Source organism: Microcella sp. (assembly GCF_019739195.1).
Taxonomy (GTDB): Bacteria; Actinomycetota; Actinomycetes; order Actinomycetales; family Microbacteriaceae; genus Microcella.
On record NZ_JAHHDS010000003.1, the window covers coordinates 586,260 to 602,204 of the forward strand.

General features: G+C 67.2%; 18 protein-coding genes, 1 other RNA gene and 1 pseudogene. 4 read left to right on the forward strand and 16 right to left on the reverse strand.

Going from position 1 to position 15,945, the window contains the following annotated elements; all coding sequences use genetic code 11:
* The first annotated feature begins 3 nt into the window (after positions 1-3).
* Complete coding sequence (locus KL788_RS04520; RefSeq protein WP_293168904.1) at positions 4-462, forward strand: septum formation family protein; 459 nt, start codon at positions 4-6, stop codon at positions 460-462.
* Positions 463-483: 21 nt separating this feature from the next.
* Here the strand turns inward: KL788_RS04520 and KL788_RS04525 are convergent, their stop codons facing one another.
* The 6 genes from KL788_RS04525 to ssrA all read right to left on the reverse strand — a co-directional run bounded on the left by KL788_RS04525 (position 484) and on the right by ssrA (position 3,976).
* Entirely contained in the window at positions 484-1,485 is a 1,002-nt protein-coding gene (locus KL788_RS04525; RefSeq protein ID WP_293168906.1) for an NAD(P)-dependent alcohol dehydrogenase, read from the reverse strand.
* An 11-nt stretch (positions 1,486-1,496) separates the two neighbouring features.
* Positions 1,497-1,721 (reverse strand): helix-turn-helix transcriptional regulator, encoded by a 225-nt coding sequence (locus KL788_RS04530; RefSeq protein ID WP_293168908.1) that lies wholly within the window; start codon positions 1,719-1,721, stop codon positions 1,497-1,499.
* Positions 1,715-2,158: a hypothetical protein gene (locus tag KL788_RS04535; RefSeq protein ID WP_293168910.1), complete on the reverse strand. Its 444-nt coding sequence runs from the start codon at positions 2,156-2,158 to the stop codon at positions 1,715-1,717. The genes KL788_RS04530 and KL788_RS04535 overlap by 7 nt, the downstream gene beginning before the upstream one ends.
* A 64-nt stretch (positions 2,159-2,222) precedes the next feature.
* A complete protein-coding gene (locus KL788_RS04540; RefSeq protein ID WP_293168912.1) occupies positions 2,223-3,125 on the reverse strand; it encodes an EamA family transporter in 903 nt (300 codons plus the stop codon).
* A 28-nt stretch (positions 3,126-3,153) separates the two neighbouring features.
* Positions 3,154-3,528, reverse strand: a complete 375-nt coding sequence (locus KL788_RS04545; RefSeq protein WP_293168914.1) for a YccF domain-containing protein — start codon at positions 3,526-3,528, stop codon at positions 3,154-3,156.
* A gap of 78 nt (positions 3,529-3,606) precedes the next feature.
* Positions 3,607-3,976, reverse strand: a transfer-messenger RNA (tmRNA) gene (gene ssrA / locus KL788_RS04550).
* Positions 3,977-4,166: 190 nt separating this feature from the next.
* Between ssrA and KL788_RS04555 the strand changes: the two genes are divergently transcribed.
* Positions 4,167-4,838: an SIMPL domain-containing protein gene (locus tag KL788_RS04555; RefSeq protein ID WP_293168916.1), complete on the forward strand. Its 672-nt coding sequence runs from the start codon at positions 4,167-4,169 to the stop codon at positions 4,836-4,838.
* A 43-nt stretch (positions 4,839-4,881) separates the two neighbouring features.
* Here the strand turns inward: KL788_RS04555 and KL788_RS04560 are convergent, their stop codons facing one another.
* The 6 genes and pseudogenes from KL788_RS04560 to prfB all read right to left on the reverse strand — a co-directional run bounded on the left by KL788_RS04560 (position 4,882) and on the right by prfB (position 10,263).
* Positions 4,882-6,345: an MFS transporter gene (locus KL788_RS04560; RefSeq protein WP_367120415.1), complete on the reverse strand. Its 1,464-nt coding sequence runs from the start codon at positions 6,343-6,345 to the stop codon at positions 4,882-4,884.
* Between the two features lie 75 nt (positions 6,346-6,420).
* On the reverse strand, positions 6,421-6,897 hold the full coding sequence (smpB, locus tag KL788_RS04565; protein ID WP_293168918.1) for an SsrA-binding protein SmpB: 477 nt from the start codon (positions 6,895-6,897) through the stop codon (positions 6,421-6,423).
* 102 nt (positions 6,898-6,999) lie between these two features.
* The gene (gene ftsX, locus KL788_RS04570; protein WP_293168920.1) at positions 7,000-7,914 is read right to left on the reverse strand and encodes a permease-like cell division protein FtsX; all 915 of its coding nucleotides are present in this window, start codon (positions 7,912-7,914) and stop codon (positions 7,000-7,002) included.
* 80 nt (positions 7,915-7,994) lie between these two features.
* Positions 7,995-8,684: pseudogene (ftsE, locus tag KL788_RS04575) on the reverse strand (cell division ATP-binding protein FtsE); the annotation flags it as partial.
* A gap of 75 nt (positions 8,685-8,759) precedes the next feature.
* Positions 8,760-9,128: a VOC family protein gene (locus KL788_RS04580; RefSeq protein ID WP_293168921.1), complete on the reverse strand. Its 369-nt coding sequence runs from the start codon at positions 9,126-9,128 to the stop codon at positions 8,760-8,762.
* A gap of 25 nt (positions 9,129-9,153) precedes the next feature.
* Entirely contained in the window at positions 9,154-10,263 is a 1,110-nt protein-coding gene (gene prfB, locus KL788_RS04585) for a peptide chain release factor 2 (RefSeq protein ID WP_293168922.1), read from the reverse strand.
* 51 nt (positions 10,264-10,314) lie between these two features.
* Between prfB and KL788_RS04590 the strand changes: the two genes are divergently transcribed.
* Positions 10,315-11,535 (forward strand): MFS transporter, encoded by a 1,221-nt coding sequence (locus KL788_RS04590; RefSeq protein ID WP_367120440.1) that lies wholly within the window; start codon positions 10,315-10,317, stop codon positions 11,533-11,535.
* A 7-nt stretch (positions 11,536-11,542) separates the two neighbouring features.
* Here the strand turns inward: KL788_RS04590 and KL788_RS04595 are convergent, their stop codons facing one another.
* The 3 genes from KL788_RS04595 to KL788_RS04605 form a co-directional block, all read right to left on the reverse strand.
* Positions 11,543-12,262 carry an SDR family NAD(P)-dependent oxidoreductase gene (locus KL788_RS04595; protein ID WP_293168925.1) on the reverse strand — a complete coding sequence of 240 codons (720 nt, stop codon included), beginning with the start codon at positions 12,260-12,262 and terminating at the stop codon, positions 11,543-11,545.
* A gap of 95 nt (positions 12,263-12,357) precedes the next feature.
* Positions 12,358-13,695, reverse strand: coding sequence for a hypothetical protein (locus KL788_RS04600; protein ID WP_293168927.1), 1,338 nt, complete (start codon positions 13,693-13,695; stop codon positions 12,358-12,360).
* A gap of 37 nt (positions 13,696-13,732) precedes the next feature.
* The gene (locus tag KL788_RS04605; RefSeq protein WP_293168929.1) at positions 13,733-14,314 is read right to left on the reverse strand and encodes a 3'-5' exonuclease; all 582 of its coding nucleotides are present in this window, start codon (positions 14,312-14,314) and stop codon (positions 13,733-13,735) included.
* Between the two features lie 56 nt (positions 14,315-14,370).
* Here KL788_RS04605 and KL788_RS04610 point away from each other — a divergent pair, with 56 nt between their 5' ends.
* The gene (locus KL788_RS04610; protein ID WP_293168931.1) at positions 14,371-15,459 is read left to right on the forward strand and encodes a hypothetical protein; all 1,089 of its coding nucleotides are present in this window, start codon (positions 14,371-14,373) and stop codon (positions 15,457-15,459) included.
* 15 nt (positions 15,460-15,474) lie between these two features.
* Here KL788_RS04610 and KL788_RS04615 read toward each other — a convergent pair whose 3' ends face one another.
* Positions 15,475-15,918, reverse strand: coding sequence for a pilus assembly protein TadG-related protein (locus KL788_RS04615; protein WP_293168933.1), 444 nt, complete (start codon positions 15,916-15,918; stop codon positions 15,475-15,477).
* Positions 15,919-15,945 lie beyond the last annotated feature (27 nt).

Here is a 15,945-nt window from a genome sequence, read left to right on the forward strand (position 1 = left end):
GCGATGCTGCTGAGCATCGCCGCACTGTCGGCATGCGGGCCGATCGTGCCTGCCGATCAGCCGATCCGCGATGACGAGGGTGTGATCATCGAGCCGAACCCCTCGACCGACCCCTTCGCCCTTCTTGTCGGCGACTGCCTCGATGACGCCCTCGTGGCCGATGATGCCGGCACCGAGGTGCAGTCTCTGCCGACCGTACCCTGCGACGGGCCGCACGACAGCGAGGTCATCGCGTCGATCACCCTCACGGGCACCAGCTACCCCGGGGCCGAGGCGATCAGCGCCGAGGCCGATCCAGTGTGCATCGCCGCCCTCGAACGACTCGTGCAGCAGTCGTACCTCGAGACGCCCTACGACGTCAGCTACTACGCACCGACGGAGTCGAGTTGGGCCGAGGGCGATCGCGAGGTGCTCTGCGTCGCCTACGACCCAGCGGGGCCGCTCAACGCTCCGCTCGGCTGAGGCGACGCGCCCTCGCCTCACTTACGGGCGTTCTGCGCGCAACTCGATCACGATCTTGCCGGGCACCCGCTGGTGCCGCAGCTGGTCGATCGCCTCGCGGGCCGCATCGAGCGGCACGATCTCAGCTACGGGGGCGCGCAGACGGCCGGCACCGAGGTGGTCGAGCAGAATCTGCAAATCGGATGCCCGCTCGACCTGAATTGTCGATGTCAGTCGATGCCGCACCCAGGGGTTGAGCAGCCCGGCAGAGAGTTGACGGTCGAGACCGTCGAGCACCGGACCGCCCGCCCCGTCGGCACCCACGATCACGAGGGTGCCTCTCTCGGCGAGCGCGCGTCTGAGAACACTCACCGAGCGGCCGTCTGCCGTGTCGATGACGACATCAAAGACGCCCCACTCTCGGGGGTCGGAGACCGCACGGTAGTCGATCACCTTCTCGGCGCCGAGCGACCGCACGAAGGCCGCTTTCGCCGCGCTGGCGATGCCGGTCACTCGGGCACCCTCCAGCACGGCGAGCTGGGTGAGGAACGACCCCACCCCGCCGCCCGCGCCGATGACCGCCACCCGTTGACCGGGCCGCACCTTCGCCGTGTCGCGCACGGCCTGCAACGCCGTGCCGGCCGAGATTGGCAGGGTCGCGGCATCGGCCATCGACACACCGTCGGGCACCCGGGCGACCTTGGCAGGGTTCGCGACGACGACGTCGGCGAACGCCGCAGGAGCAGAACCTGCTACTCGGTCACCCACCGCGAAGCCCTCGACCTGCTCGCCGACGGCCCGCACGATGCCCGCGAACGCGAGACCGACGACAGGCTGCCGAGGCGTACGCCATCCGACGAAGGGACGCAGTATCGAAGGGCGGCCGGTCATGAGATGCACCGTGCCCGAATCTGGGCTCACGGCGTGCACCTGCACAAGCAGCTGCTTGGGCCCAGCCACGGGCACGGGGTGTTCGCCGATGCTCAGCACCTCGGTGCCGCCGTAACCGCGCTGCAGCAGGGCGCGCATGGTCGATGAGGTCATCATGATTCCGTTCAGTTCTCGGCGCTCGGGTAGCCGAACACCTCGTCGAGGCGCACGCCGAGCGCGTGCGCGATCTGAAAGGCGACTTCGAGCGACGGCGAGTACTTGCCCTGCTCGATCGCGATGATGGTCTGGCGGGTGACGCCGACCCGTTCGGCGAGCTCGGCCTGCGTGAGCTCGCCGGCGGCGAACCGCAGAGCGCGGATGCTGTTGGTCACGCGGGTGGGCTTCACCATGCGGGCATGCCCCCGCGATACAGGGCGATCTTGGTGATGGCCTCGAGCATCGCCGAGAAGAAGAAGCCCAGATAGATCACGTTCGCGATCCAGAACGCATCGAGCTCGAGCATCGCGAAGATGAGCGCAGCGAGCGCGGCAGCGATGAGGAGGCCGCGCGAGGTGAACTCGGCGCGCGCCGTGATCTGCTTGTCGCGCACGTCGGTCTCACGCCCGTCCTTGCCCGTCGTGACGGCCACGATGATCGACACCACGATCATCACCACGATCGCTGCGCCGATGCTCCACAGCATCGCGTCGACGTAGGGCGTATGGGGCATCGGGGTTGTCGTCGCGCGCGTCAGCAGCACGCCCAGGTAGATCGTGAAGTGCACGATCGAGACGATCACGCCGGCCCATGCGATCTTCTCTTCGTAGCCCATGTCGTGCTTGGCCACGGGGGCCTCCCTTCGGTCAGTGTCAAGAATGCTTGACATGCTCGAAGGTAAAGCATCCGTTACATCATGTCAAGTTTTCTTGACTTGCTTCATGAGAGTTGCGGGCGGCGCGGCGCTTCGGCTGAATCACCGCTGCGGCGAGACCCCCGAGCATGATCGCGCCCCCGATGAACTCAGCAGTCGTCGGCACCTCGCCCTGCACGAGCCACGCGGTCAGAATGCCGACGACGGGCACGAGCAGCGTGAACGGCACCACCGCGCTCGTCGGGTAGCGCGCGAGCAGAGAGTTCCAGATGCCGTAGCCGATGAGGCTGGCGAACACCGCGGTGTAGACCGTGCTCGCGATCGCGATCCACGACAGGGAGGTCAGCGCCTGCCACACGACCGGGGGCGAGTCGATCACGAGCGAGAGCGCGAGTGCCGGCAGGGGCACCACGGCGCCCGACCAGACGACGAGCGAAAGACCCGAGCGTGCCTTCGATCGGCGGGTAAGCACGTTGCCGACGGTCCACGCGAGAGCCGAGAGCAGCGTAACCGCGAGCGGCAGCCACGGCGCGACCTGGCTGTGCCCGACGATAACGATCGCCAGACCCGCCATGCCGATGAGGGCACCGACCAGCTGGCGTCGCGTCGGGCGCTCCCCCAGCGCCACCGCGGCGACCAAGATCGAGAAGATGACCTGCGTCTGTAGCAGCAGCGAGGCGAGCCCCGGAGGCATGCCGAGCATGAGCGCCACGTAGAGCAGGGCGAACTGCGCGAGGCTCAGCGTCGCTCCGATCGCGACGATGTTGCGCCACCCGATGGGCGGGGGCTTCAGGAGGAAGATCGCCGGAAGGCACACCACGAGAAACCGCAGGGCGAGGAAGAGCAGAGGCGGAACATCCGCCTGGCCGACATCGATGACGACGAAATTCGCGCCCCAGATCACCACGACAAGCAGGGCGAGCAGAGAGTGCTTGAGGCTCACCTCAGCACGAGCCCGGCAGGGCTGGCTGTCACGGCAGGTCGACGATCTGCTTGCCGAGCGGCAGCAGAGCGACGGGCACCATCTTGATGTTCGCGATCGCGAAGGGAATACCGATGATCGTGATCGCGAGGCCCACGGCCGAGACGATGTGACCGATCGCGAGCCACCAGCCGGCGAGCACCACCCAGATGATGTTGCCGATGATCGAGAAGACGCCAGCACGCGGCTTGTCGATCACCGTCTTACCGAACGGCCACAGCGAGTAGACCCCGATGCGCCACGCGGCGATGCCCCACGGAATCGTGATGATGAAGATGAACATGATCACGGCCGCGAGGGCGTAGCCCAGAAACATCCAGAAGCCCGAGAGCACGAGCCAGATGATGTTGAGAAGGGTGCGCATGGCATAAGCATGACAGAGCACGGCATGCACAGGGTTTCGCATCGCGTGACAAGATCCTCAGTGCGTGACAGCGACCAGTGGTGGAGATGGGGGGAATTGAACCCCCGTCCATCGCTGTGAGCCGGAGCCTTCTACGGGCGTAGTCTGCTGAATCGTTCTGCTCGGCTCCGACCTTTGTTGCAGACCCCTAGGTCGACGAGCCCAGCCTCAGTGAAAGTCCCGCGTGCACCTGAGACGCAGGCACGCAGCAAGTCTCCTTAATGACGCCAGTGATCGGGTCGGAGACGCACCCGGACTGACGGACTATCTACTCTGCCTAGGCGGCGAGAGCGAAGTCGGTGCGCTTAGCATTGGCACCTGTTGTTTGCAGAGATCGTTTACGAGATAACCCTGCATCCTCGACCCGCTTCTCACCGTTTCGCAGGCGATGTCGAAACCGATCATCCCCTCGGTCACCCGGGTGCTGCCCGGGCGGGTCACTGTCACGCACTGTGGAGTTATGGGGGCCGGCGCACAAGGCCGACGATCAGACGCCGTTCTCGGCGTAGCCCTACAGTATACGTCACCGCTGACAGACAGCCCAGCGCCGAGCGACACCGTCACCGCGTTGCCGACTCACCGAGTCACCGAGGAGAACCATGAGCGAGACCGTCATCACCGTGCAAGGATCGGCGCGCAGCGAGATGCCGCCCGAGCAGGCCGTGCTGCGCTTCACAGTCACCGCCGACGGCCCCGAGCGCGTGCCCGTCGTCGCCGCGGTGACGGCGGCCCTGAACGACGTCTCGAGCGTCCTCTCTGCACAGCATGCCAACGACGGCCCCGTCTCTCAGTGGTCTGCCGACCGTGTGGCGGTCACCTCGCACCGGCCGTGGACCAACGACGGCGTTCCCGCGGCTCTCGTGCATCAGGCCACCGCATCGGGCCGCGCGACGATCAGCCGAATCGATGCTGTGGCCGAGCTCATCGACGACCTCGCGAGCCACGACCTGGTCGCCATCGACAGCCTCGAGTGGTCGTTGACGGATGCCCGCCTCGCGCGCGAGCAGCGCGACGTGCGCGCCCGCGCGGTCGCCGATGCCCGGGCCAAAGCAGAGGTCTTGGCCGAGTCGGTCGGCCTCGGGTCGGTGACCCCCCTCGCCCTCGCCGACCCCGGCATGCTCGACGGCTCGGGTGGTGGCGGCATGCCCATGCCGCGCGTGGAGCGCGCGATGGCGATGGCCTCGATGCCGCACGGCGACGTGGGATTCTCGTTGCGCCCCGAGCCGATCGTGATCAATGTGGCGGTCGATGCGCGCTTCAGCGCGCGCTGAACATGCGGTGAGTGCTCCCACGCACGGGCAGCCGCGCAGCACGCTAGGTCGTGACGGTGATGCGCCCGTCCTGCCGCGCACGCAGGTCGACGAGTGCTGTGATCATCGCGAGCGATAGAAGTACGAGCGCGACGGCACTCGCGTTGCGGAACGCGTCTTGAAAGACCACTAGTTCGGCGAACTCGCCCCGCTCGGCGTAGATCGTGGCGTAGAACGCCGCGGTTCCGGCCGCGATGCCGACGGCCGTGCCCACGCGCTGGGCGACCTGCTGGATCGATCCGGCGACCCCGCCCGAGGTGACGGGCACCTCGGCCAGGGCCAGCGTCTGGTTGGGAGCGATGACTGCTCCTCCACCGGCGCCCGCGATGCCCATCGTGACCGCGACGACCCACGGAAGAGCATCCACCGGCACGACGAATGCCGCGAGCACCGTCGAACCCAGCCCGCCGATCACGAGTGCGAGACCGCCTGCGACGATGCGCCGCCCGTAGAGGTGCACGACGCGACCCGACAGGAACGAGGTGACCGCCGAGGCGAGCGCGAACGGAATCGTGACCATGCCCGCGAACACCGGCGCGAGCTCGATGCCGAGCTGCAGGAAGAGCGTGAGGGTCAGGAACGTGGCGGGCAGGGCGGCGAAGTAGAACATGCCGATGAGCGTGCCGTTGCGGTAGCTCAGGATACGGAAGAGCGTGAAGTCGACGACCGCCGACCGGCCGGCCCGCGTGTAGCGGCGCTCCCACAACACGAACAGGGTCGCGGTGGCCGCGGCGGCCACGAGCGAGAACCAGCGCGCCGGGTCGTCGTCGGTGCCGCCGGTCGTCAGCACGAACGGCAGCATCACCGCGAGCACCGTGAGCGCCAGCAGCCCGGTGCCCACGAGATCGAGGTCTTTCGCCGCACCCGAGTCGGGTTGCGTGCGGGGCAGCAGTTTGTAGGCGAAAGGGAAGAGTGCCACCACGAGCGGCACGTTCATCCAGAAGATCAGCCGCCACCCGAAGTCGGCATCGCCCAGCCCTACGAAGAGGCCACCCAGTGTCGGGCCGAACGCCGTCGCCAGACCGATCACGGCCCCGAAGATGCCGAACGCGCGCCCGCGCGCCGGGCCAGTGAACAACTGTTGCGTCAGCCCCAGCACTTGCGGCATGAGCAAACCGGCGGCGACGCCCTGCAGCACGCGCGAGGCCGCGAGCACCTCGACCGTCGGGGCGATCGCGCACAGCAGGCTCGCGACGAGGAACACGACCAGACCGATGAGGAACATGCGGCGGCGCGAGTGCAGGTCGCCCCAGCGGCCCGCAGGCACGAGTACGACACCGAACGCGAGCACGTAACCCGCGACGATGATCTGAATCTCGGTAGGGCTCGCCTCGAGCGCCTGCTCGATGGCGGGAATGCCCACGTTGACCTTCGAAAGGTCGAGAATCGTGAGGGCCGCGACCGACACGGCGATCGCGAAGGCCTGCCATCGGGTGCGGTCGCTCATGGCCGGCGGAGAGTCAGTCACGATGCTCGAGCCTACGCCCGGCTCGCTGGGCGGCTGGTCATGGTGTCGAGAGTGACGTGCGAGTGATGCCGTGCATCACTCGTTCATGCGATTGCGCGTGCGCATGGCGCGATCGGCCTCGCGCTTGTCTTGCCGCTCGCGCAGGGCGTGCCGCTTGTCGTACTCCTTCTTGCCCTTTGCGACAGCGAGCTCGACCTTTGCCCGCCCGTCGAGGAAGTAGATGCGCAGCGGCACGAGCGTGTAGCCACCCTCTTTGACCTTCTGACTGATCTTGATGATTTGCGCCTTGTGCAGCAACATCTTGCGCTTGCGGCGGGGCGGGTGGTTGGTCCACGTGCCCTGCGTGTACTCCGGAATGTGCACGGCGTCGAGCCACGCCTCACCACCGTCGATGAAGCCGTAGCCGTCGACCAGGCTCGCGCGGCCCATGCGCAACGACTTGACCTCGGTACCGCTCAGCACGAGGCCGGCCTCGTAGGTGTCTTCGATGGCGTAGTCGTGCCGCGCCTTGCGGTTGGTCGCCACGACCTTCTCGCCTGTCTCTTTCGGCACGATTCACCTCCTGTTGCGGCCGACGGATGCCGCGCGCACCCCGCGCGCAGCCCTCCAGCATATCGGTCGCGGGCCGAACGCGGCACGGCCGGCCGACGGGCGCTAGACGCGCAGGTAGCGGGTGATGGCGACGTTGGCCGAGAGCGCGGCGAGCACGGCTCCGGCGGCGAGCAGAATCGGCACGACGATCAGCGCTTCTGACAGCCCGACGAACGACGTGAGCGGCAGGGTCTGCGCGAGATAGCCCTGCACGAAGAACTCGACGATCGCGACGATCGCGAGCCCGGCGAGCACCGAGCCGATAAGGGCGGCCGCGACACCCTCAATGATGAACGGCGTCTGGATGAACCGGTTGGATGCGCCGACCAAACGCATGATGCCGATCTCACGGCGCCGTGAGAACGCGCTGAGCCTGATGGTCGTGGCGATGAGCAGTGCCGCGGCGACGAGCATGAGGGCGGCCACCCCGACCGCTGTGAAGCTCGCCGCGTTGAGAATGTCGAAGATCTGGTCGAGCAGGCTGCGTTGATCGACCACGCTCTCGACTCCGGCGAGGCCGCGCAGCGAGTCTTGCAGCACGGCGCTCTGCGTCGGGTCGACGAGGTTCACCCAGAATGCCGACGGCAGAAGGTCGGGCGTCACGAGATCGGCGACGGCCTGGCCTTCGAACTGCTCTTGGAAGTTGGCGAACGCCTCTTCTTGCGTCTCGAAGTAGAACGTGTCGATGAAGGGCGCGAGCGTGGGCGACTCGAGCTGCGCCTGCACCGTCGCGATCTGGTCAGGAGTGGCGGGCTGCTGATCGCAGCCGCCGACGGTTGTGAACTCGGTGCAGAGGTAGACCGCAACCTGAGCACGATCGAACCAGTACGACTTCATCTGGGTGATCTGCATCTGCAGCAGAATCGCCGCGCCGACGAAGGTCAGTGAGATGAACGTCACGAGCACGACCGAGATGACCATGCTGAGGTTGCGGCGCAGGCCCTGGCCGACCTCACTGAGCACGAGCCCGAGTCTCATCGGTGGTCTCCCGACGTGATGGTCTGCGTGCTCGGGGGCGCGGCGGGCGCACCCATGCCGAAGCCCTGCGTCGCGATCGGGTTCGCCTGGGTCTTGTAGCCGCCGCCGCGCTCGTCACGCACGATGCGACCGCCGATCACCTCGATGACGCGGCGCTGCAGCCGGTCGACGATGCCGGCGTCGTGCGTCGCCATGATGACGGTGGTGCCGTTGGCGTTGATGCGCTCGAGCAGCGCCATGATGCCCGCGCTCGTCTCGGGGTCAAGGTTGCCCGTGGGCTCGTCGGCAAGCATGATCGCGGGCTTGTTGACGACGGCCCGGGCGATCGCGACGCGCTGCTGCTCGCCGCCCGAGAGCTCGTGCGGAAACCGTTGACCCTTGCCGTCGAGACCGACCGTCTGCAGGGCATCAGGCACCGCCTCGTGAATGAACCCCTTGCTCTTGCCGATGACCTGCAGGGTGAAGGCGACGTTGTCGAAGACGGTCTTGTTGGGCAGCAGGCGAAAGTCTTGGAAGACGACGCCGAGGTTGCGCCTGAAGTAGGGAACCTTGCGGCTCGAGATGCTGCCGAGGTCTTGGCCCAGCACGTGAATCGAACCGCTCGACGGCTTCTCTTCCTTGAGCACGAGCCGCAGAAAAGTCGACTTGCCCGAGCCGGAAGCGCCGACGAGAAACACGAACTCACCGCTGAGAATCTCGAGGCTGACGCTGTTGAGCGCCGGCCGCGCGGTTCCGCGGTAGACCTTGGTGACCTCATCGAATCGAATCATCGTGCGCCAGCGTAAGCGGCGCCGCGCGTCGCAGCGCGGTGCGACACCCGCCGGGGTGCGGTTCTCAGCGCTCGCTTAGTCGACGGGCGGCTGCGTGATGCCGATGACCGAGCCCTCGAGGTCGCGAAATGCCGCGTAGCGCCCCCAGCCCTCGACGACATCGATTTCGGCGGCGATCTCGCCCCCGGCGTCGACCACACGAGCGAGGATCGATTCGAGATCGTCGACCGTGAGGTAAAGCCGCAGCCCTTCGCCGCTCGGCGCGTAGTCGTCGCCCTCGGTGAGGGCGATGGCCGGACCCTCGGGGTCGACTTGCGGAAAGAAAACCATGCGCTGGTCGTCGATCTCAGAGATCTCGAGCTCGAGCGCGAAGACACGGGAGTAGAACGCGAGGGCGCGCTCGAGGTTGCGCGACGGAATCTCGACAATGTTGATGCTCACCATGGCGAGCACTCTACGGTGGCGCGCTTTACTCGTCGAGAGGGCGCTTGCGCCACTTGATACCCGCGGCGATGAAGCCGTCGAGGTCGCCATCGAACACCGCCGAGGGGTTGTTCACCTCGTACTCGGTGCGCAGGTCTTTCACCATCTGGTACGGCGCGAGCACGTACGAGCGCATCTGGTCGCCCCAGCTGGCCGTGATGGTGCCGGCGAGTTCTTTCTTCGTCGCCGCCTCCTGCTCTTTCTGCATGATGAGCAAGCGCGACTGCAGCACGCGCATAGCCGCCGCGCGGTTCTGAATCTGGCTCTTCTCGTTCTGCATCGACACGACGAGGCCGGTCGGCAGGTGCGTGATGCGCACGGCCGAGTCGGTCGTATTGACCGACTGCCCGCCGGGCCCCGATGAGCGGAACACATCAACACGGATGTCCGATTCGGGCACCTCGATCGCCGCACTCTCTTCGAGAAGTGGGATCACTTCAACCGCGGCGAAGCTGGTCTGCCGCTTGCCCGCGGCGCCGAAGGGCGACATGCGCACGAGGCGGTGCGTGCCCGCCTCGACGCTGAGCGTGCCGAAAGCGTGGGGCGCATCCACTTCGAAAGTCGCGCTCTTGATGCCCGCCTCTTCGGCGTACGAGACATCCATGACCGTTGTGCCGTAGCCGTGCTGCTCGGCCCAGCGCAGGTACATGCGCATGAGCATCTCGGCGAAGTCGGCGGCATCGACGCCTCCGGCGCCCGCACGGATGGTGACGACAGCGGGGCGCGCGTCGTACTCGCCGTCGAGCAGCGTCTGCACCTCCATCTCGGCGAGCGTCTTCTCGATCGCGTCGAGCTCGGAGGCTGCTTCGTCCGCAGCCTCGGCGTCATCGGCCTCGCGCGCCATCTCGATGAGCACGTCGAGGTCGTCGAGCTTCGCCTGCAGTTCGGTGATGCGCTTGAGCTCACTCTGGCGGTGGCTCAGCGCGCTCGTCACCTTCTGCGCGTGGGTCGTGTCGTCCCACAGGTCGGGCGCACCCGCCTGCTCGCTGAGCTCGCGAATGTCGCTCTCGAGCCTCTCGACATCGATCACCGCGCGAATGTCGGCGAAGGTGCTGCGGGCGGCGGCGATGCGCTCAGCGAAGTCCAGATCGATCATGTCGAGCCCAGCCTACCGGCGGGGCGTGGCATAGTCGGCGGGGTGACCTCGATGCCCCCGCCGTTCCGCTGGCGCTCGATCGTCGCTCCCGCGCTGTTGCCGACTTTGCTGTTCACGATCGGTGAAGGCGCCATCATTCCGCTCATCCCGTCTCTCGCGGCACAGGTCGGGGCCGACCTCGCGACGGCGGGGCTCGTGGCGGCGATGCTCCTGGTGGGGCAGCTCATGGGCGACCTGCCAGCAGGCTGGATCGTGGCTCGCGTCGGCGAGCGGGCGGCGATGCTGGGGGCACTCGCGACGTCAGGTTTCGGCATCGCGATCTCTGCACTCGCACCCACGGCGGCCCTGCTCGGCGTTGGCATGCTGGTGCTCGGTGCGTCGGCGGCAGTGTTCGCACTCGCACGCCACGCCCTGCTCACGACCGCTGTGCCCGCCGCGTATCGAGCGCGGGCGCTCTCGACCCTGGGCGGGGTCTACCGGCTCGGTCTCATGATCGGCCCGTTCTTGGGCGCCGCCATCATCACGCTCACGGGCGAGACGGGCGCGGTCTACTGGCTTGCGATCGGCGCCCTCGTGGGCGTCGCGGCGAGCCTGCTGCTACTACCTGACCCCGAGCAACTGCTGCGCCGCGAGATTGTCAGCGATCGAGCGCCCGTGGCTCCGCTCGATGTGCTGCGCACGATCGGGCGTCGACGCGATGTGCTCGCACGGCTGGGTCTGGCAGCGCTCACCGTCTCGGCCCTGCGCGCGAGCCGTCAGGTTCTCTTGCCCCTGTGGGCGGTGAGCATCGGCCTGGGCGATGCGCAGACAGCGACCATCATCGGCGCCACGGCAGCCGTCGACTTCGCGTTGTTCTATCTCGGTGGCTGGCTCATGGATCGCTTCGGCCGCCTCTATACCGCCGTGCCGTCGACGGTCGGCCTGGGGCTCGGATTCATTGTGCTTGCGGTGACCGCAGGTATCGACAACCCCATCGCGTGGTTCATCGGCGTTGCCATCTGGCTCGCCCTCGCCAACGGCATCGGCGCGGGGATTCTCATGACCATGGGCAGCGACCTGGCTGGTCGCACCGACCCCGCGATGTTCCTCGGTGCGTGGCGTCTGATTCTCGACGCGGGCGGCGCGGCCGCTCCGCTCGTGCTGGCAGCGCTGACGGCGGCCTTCTCACTCGCCGTCGGAGCCGGCGTGCTGGGCGTGCTCGGTCTCGTGGGCGCAGGCATGCTCGGCTACATGATTCCGCGACACCTGCCGCGCGACACCGAAGTGCCCTAGGCCGCGGTCAGCTCGCGGCGGTCGGCAGGCCCTGGAACGCGCTCGACGGCAGGTCTTTCTCGTCGTTGCGCACAGCATCCAGAATGCGCGTGACGACCGCGGCGGGCTCGTAGCCGACCGGGAACGTCGGCCGCTCGCCCGCCACTGGGTGGTGCGAGAGCTCGGTCTCGGTGTGCCCGGGTCGGGCATCGATGACGCGGATGCCCGAGCGCCGCAGCTCGCGGGCGGCGACCTGATGCGCCGCGGCCACGGCAGCTTTGACCGCGCTGTAGGCGCCGATACCCGCAGTCGGGGTCTCGCTCACCACGCCGCTGAGCGAGACGACGAACGGCGAGCCGCCCGCGGTGGCCGACTCGGCGAGTGACGGGGCCGCGGCCCGCAGCACCCGCAGCGGAGCCATGACGTTGATGCGCCACAGGGTCTCGAACGTCTCATCGGTGGTGTCGGCGAGGGCGCCGAACGCGACGACGCCGGCCGCGTTGATGATGCCGTCGAGGCGGCCGTGGGCGGTGTGCGCGGCGGCGACGAGGTTGCGCGCGGCACCGGGGTCATCGAGATCGGCGGGAATGAGTGCCGCGCCGGCAATGTCGAGGTCGTCGAGCGCGAGCATCGAGCGGCCCGTGAGTGTCAGTAGCGCGCCGTCAGCGGCCAGCTGCCGCGCGAACTCGCGACCGAGACCACCCGTCGCGCCGAGAACGAGAACGGAAGCGCCAGCCAGATCTGTCATGTCGACCACCGTATGGCCGCACTCTGGGAACATGCAGAGCGCGCCCAGGGCCCGTCGTGCTGCCGCTCAGGAGTGAGCGGCGTAGTGCTCGCGACTCACGAGGCGTCGGCAGCCGACTGCATCGTGACGATGTACTCCCGAATGGTAGGAACGCCCTCGAGCTTCTCGCGGAAGAAGGTGTTGACGAGGTTCATCACGCGGTTCTGGGCAGCCTCGACATCGCTCGTGCGCCGCTCGCCCGCGTTCTGGTCTTCAAGGGTGCGCCGCAGCGTCAGCAGCGCGGCGACGATCTCGGCTTCTTCATCGCCCTCGAGCATGTCGATCACCTGCAGCATGAGCGTGTCGGTCTGGTCGCGCACCGAATCGATCGGAATCGTCGAGCCCGGTTGAGTGGCGTTGTCGAGTGTCGAGATGAGCGACCAGACCTGGTACAGGATCGTTGCGGGCTCGTCGAAGAGCTCGCGCACATAGGCCGCATCCAGATGCCTGCCCGAAAGCCGGAAGATGTTGTACATGCGCTTGGCTGCCTTGCCGTAATTCAGCTGCTTGGTGAGGTACTTGCGCACCTCCTCTTCGAGCCGGTCGACATACTCGTCGAGCGCATCGTCGTTGACGAACTTGGCCACCTTGGCGAACGTCGGCATCGCGTCAGCGTCGAGGTAGACCTCTTGGAAGTAGGCGTCGAGATAGCCGTCGAGCGGCACGATTTCGCCGTCGGGGGCCTCCCACGTCACATCGATCACGTTGCTCGCGTTCGAGAGCGCCTTGCGTGCGGGGTCGGCGACGACCCAATCGAGCTTGCACCAGCCCGGGTCGAGCGCGGCCTCCTGCCACGTCAGCGTCTGCACGGTGCCGTCGGCAAGCGTCAGTTCGATGCGCTCGGCTTCGATTTCTTCTGCGGTCCAGGTGATCGGGCTGCCCTTCTTGCGCGCTGCGCCACCGTGCAAGCAGTCGGCGGGGTAGCTGCCGAGCTTGCCCTCGAGAAACTGGAACGGGTCGCCCGTCGCCGTGCGGCGAGCGGCCGCGCGCATGCAGTCGGCCATGATGCGGCAGGCCTCGTCGCGCGTCTCGGCCTTGATGTTGAGCCGCTGAAAGTAGTCGCAGTCACCGGGAAACGACTGGATCTTCGACTGCGCCGCCGAGCCGCTCAGCGCCAGAGCACCCTCGACCATGCCTTTGGGCCCCGTCACCTCGACAACCTCGCCAATGCGCCGGAACCGCTCGAGATCGCGCGGCGTGAAGTCGAGCATGCTCACGCGATGCCCGAAGACTCCGCTCTCGTGCTCGACGATGTGGTCGTCGCTCTCGGCGTCGGCAGCGATCGCGGCAAGCCACTGCAGCGCGCCCTCTTCATCGAGCTGCACGCCGAGTCGCGCGGCCGACTCGCGAATGCGCTCGAGGTCGTCGGCGGGAGTCTGAGTGGGGGGCGTCATCGGCGTGCCTCTCGGGTGGGTGCGATGCCCGCCTCGGTCAGTCGGGTCGCGCAGCGCGCTCCGCTCGTACAGATCGGAACAGCGCCGCCTGGTCGCGAGCGTCGTCCAGTGCATTATGCGTCAGGTCGACGGTCACTCGATAGTGCTCGGCTACGTGCACCATGCTCGTCTCGGCCCACGGCAGCCCCGTGACACCCATGTAGAAGGCCTTGATGTCGAGCGCCGAGTGCCCGAACGGGTTGCGGCCGAGGTAGCGGTCGAAGTAGTCGGCGACGAACATCCAGTCGAAGGGGGCGTTGAATCCGACCATCACGGCGCGACTGCCTTCGGGTGTCACCGAGTCGATCCAGTCGGCGAATGCTTGCATCGCCGACCTCGGGTCGGTTGCGGATGCTCGCAAACCGTCGAGCGTGAACCCGCCGACGCTCATCGCTGAGTCGAGAACCCCCTCGCGGTCGGGCTTGAGCTCGGCGTAGAAGTGGTCGGGTGCCGCGGTCTCGAGACGATCGATCAGGCACGCCCCGATCGACAGCATCGCGTAGTTGCTCGGGCTCGGACCCGCTGCCTCGATGTCGACGCTGATGAGGGTGGAGGGGCGGGTGTCGCGAGCGTGAGGCATGACACCATTCTGGCCGGGTTATCGACGATGCATTGTTGCTCGAGTAACGTGCGAGCATGACTCGCTTCACAGTGACGGCTGCCGTCGTGGCTCTTGCGCTCGTGCTGAGCGGGTGCACGCCAGAGGCCGAGCCCGTCGCCACCCCGACTGCCGAGCCAGCGCCGGAGCCAAGCGTCGAGCCTGCCCTTCGCCCCAACCCTGTCTTCGCGATCGACTGCGCAGAAATGCTGAGCCTCGCAGAAGTGCAAGAACGAGTGACCGCCCGGATCGCGGTCAAGCGGGACGAGTCGAATGTTCCAGGTGAAGTCTCACAGATACCTCTGCTGCAGCGAGGTGGACTGAATTGCGTCTGGGGCACCGAGGGCACCTGGCAGGATGACGTCGAGGTGCTACTCATGCCCGATGCACCAGACGTCGTCGCAGAGAGAGCAACCGACCCTTTCACGCAAGATTTCTCTGTCACCGGTGCAGAAGCGGCGGTGGGGTCGTGCTACTTCGGCAGCGATCCTGTTGACGGCCTGGCTCCCGGAGGGTGCATCATCACTGCACTCGTGGGCACGTCGGCCATGGAACTCCGCTTCATCGATAGCTTCGGCGCGTACTCGAGTGAAGCCGCCATCGGCGAGGTCGCTGTCGACATTCTCGAGCTCGTCATCGAGCGCACATCCGCTGCCGGCCCGCGATCACAAGAGTGGGTAGCGCCCTCCGACTCTCTCGACGCTGACGCCGCGTTCTGCGATTCCGTCGGCGCAGACCTGTTGGCAGCGCTCGAGCTCGACACGCCGTTCGGCGGTCCGGTATCCAACGACGACCTCGCCGAACTCAGCTCCTGCCAGTACTTCTTCGGTGCGACCGACGTCTTGAGCATCGGCGCGTGGGTCGTCGATGGTGCCGCGTGGGCCGCGGGGGTCGAGCAGACCGAAGGGCCACACCTGGGTGACCTGTACGAGCCGCGCACCACGACCTCGAACGCGCAGTGGTGGCTGAGCCCCTCGGGCCAGGCCGTTCGAGGTCGGGCCGCTATGGGCGGCAGTCTTGTCGAGCTCGTCGTGTACTGGGGCGATCTCGACGTGACGATCGAGCAGGCGCAAGCCGCCATCGGCGCGGTCATGGAGCAGTACGCTGACGTTCCGCCAGGCACCTGAGGGCAGTCGTGACTGTCAATCGAAGACGCTGCGGCTCGTCGCGGTGACCTGTAGCGGGATGCCCTCGGGCACGAAGATGCTTACCACGGGTGGAGCCCACACCGAAGCGAGGGTCACCCGTGCGCTGAGGCCGTCGGGCGTTGTCGCTGAGACGAGCCTCAGCCCCTCGAGTCGGGATCCCGGCGCCTGCGTGAGGTAGTCGGCCGCAGCCGCCGTGACCTCGGGCTTCGTGAGGCGCGGACGCAGCACGCCTTCGGGCGTGGGCCGCACAGTCGAGAGGTCGAACGACTCTGCTGCGGCGAGCGCCGCACCGTCGGCGAGGGTGAAAAGGCGCGTGCGCTCGAGGTAGAGCGAGGTGGCAGCACTGCCGAGCAGCACGACCGCGAGCGCGAGAGCCCCGAAGCCCGCGATCAGAGGCAGGATCGAGCCTCGGTCGTCGCGCGGGTCGAGGCGGAGCATCCGTCTCCGCAGTCGGTTCTGGTGGAG